The organism is Myxococcus sp. XM-1-1-1, assembly GCF_020037095.1.
In the GTDB taxonomy this organism is placed as follows: Bacteria; Myxococcota; Myxococcia; order Myxococcales; family Myxococcaceae; genus Myxococcus; species Myxococcus fulvus.
Genome location: NZ_JAIQDH010000062.1, coordinates 1 through 1922, shown reverse-complemented (window position 1 = coordinate 1922; position 1922 = coordinate 1). Strand labels below are relative to the sequence as shown.

The following is a 1922-nucleotide window of genomic DNA, read 5'->3' as shown; positions in this document are numbered from 1 at the left end:
ACGCTCCTCGCCTCCATCTGGGCAGAGGTCCTCCACCTCGACGCCGTCAGCGTCTCCGACGACTTCTTCTCCTTGGGGGGCCACTCCCTCCTCGCCACCCAGGTCGTCTCCCGCATCCGCAAGGCCTTCCAGGTCGAACTGCCCCTGCGTGCGCTCATCGAAGCGCCGACCATCTGGGAGCTCGCGCAGCGGGTCGAGGCAGCACTGAGTGAGGGCCCGTCCAACACACGGCCTCCGCTGGTGGCGGCGCCTCGTACCGGGCCGCTGCCGCTGTCCTTCGCTCAGCAGCGACTGTGGTTCCTCGACAGGCTGGAACCCAACAACGCCTCCTACAACATCCACTCGGGCAAGGTGCTCGATGGCCACCTGGATACGGCCGCGCTGGAGCGGGCGATCCAGGAGCTGGTGCAGCGACACGAGGCGCTGCGCACCTCGTTCCACGTGCAGAAGGACGGCACCGCGGTCCAGGTCATCCATCCGCACGCCGAGCTGTCGGTCCCCGTCATCGACCTGCGACATTTGACGGGTCCCGCGCTGGACGCGGAGGTGGGGCGGTTGACCTCCGAGGAGTCCGGCAAGCCGTTCAACCTGACGAGCTCGCCCCTGCTGCGTGCGTCCCTGTTGCGCGTGACGGAAGAGACCCACGTACTCCTCGTCACGGTGCACCACATCGTCTCTGATGGCTGGTCCAATGGAATCCTGCTGCGCGAAGTGGGCGCGCTCTACGAGGCGTTCTCGCAGGGACGTCCGTCTCCGCTCGCGCCGCTGGAGTTCCAGTACGCGGACTACGCGCTGTGGCAGCGCGGCTGGCTGAAGGACGAGGCACTGGAACAGCAGCTCTCTTGGTGGAGACAGCAGCTCGCCAGCGCTCCACATGCGCTGGAACTTCCGACCGACCGACCGCGACCGCCCGTGCAGACGCATGTCGGCGCAACGCTGCCCGTTCACCTGAGCACCGAGCTGACCGAGTCACTCCGTGCGCTGTGCAAGCGCGAAGGCGTCACGCCCTTCATGGTGCTGCTCGCCGCGTTCCACATCTTGATGGCGAGGTACTCGGGGCAGGACGATATCGTCGTCGGCTCGCCCATCGCCAACCGGCAGCAGACGGAGCTGGAGGGCATCGTCGGGTTCTTCGCCAACACGCTCGCCCTGCGTGCGCGGCTGACCGGGACGATGTCGTTCCGCGAGCTGCTCGCTCAGCTCAAGGAGACGACGCTCGGCGCCTATGCGCACCAGGACGTGCCGTTCGAGAAGCTCGTCGATGAGCTGAAGCCCGAGCGTGACCTGAGCCGTTCGCCGCTGTTCCAGGTGATGCTCGCGTTGCAGAACACGCCGCGTCAGGCTCGTGGTGAGCCCCGTCGTGAGGAGCCGGCCCCCGCGCCGGGCCCCATGACCGTCACCCACGGCAGCGCCAAGTTCGACCTGTCATTGCTGCTCGCGGACCACGGCGACGACATCAGCGGTCTGCTCGAGTTCAACACCGACCTGTTCACGCCGGCCACGGCCATGCGGATGGGCGCGCACTTGCAGCGACTGTTGCAGTCCGCCGTCCGCGACCCCAGCCAGTCCATCTGGCGACTGCCGATGCTCGATGCACAGGAGCGCCAGCAGATCCTCGTCACCTGGAATGACACGTCGGGCGAGTCGCATGTCGTCACGACGATGCATGGGCCGGTGGAGGCCCAGGTGCGCCGTACGCCTGACGCCATCGCGCTCTCCGACGGTACGCGCTCGCTCTCCTACGCCGCGCTCGACGCTCGCTCCAATCAGCTCGCCCACCACCTGCTCGCCCTCGGGGTCTCTCCGGGCAGTGCCGTCGGCATCTGCCTCGACAAGTCCCTCGACATGGCCGTCGCCGTCCTCGCCACCCTCAAGGCCGGCGCCTTCTACGTCGCCCTCGACCCCAACTACCCCGCTGAGCG

The 1922-nt window shown here is 67.6% G+C and carries 1 protein-coding gene; it reads left to right on the top strand.

Going from position 1 to position 1922, the window contains the following annotated elements:
• A partial coding sequence (locus K8640_RS42300) for a condensation domain-containing protein (protein WP_223752269.1) occupies positions 1-1922 on the top strand: 1922 nt, incomplete at both ends.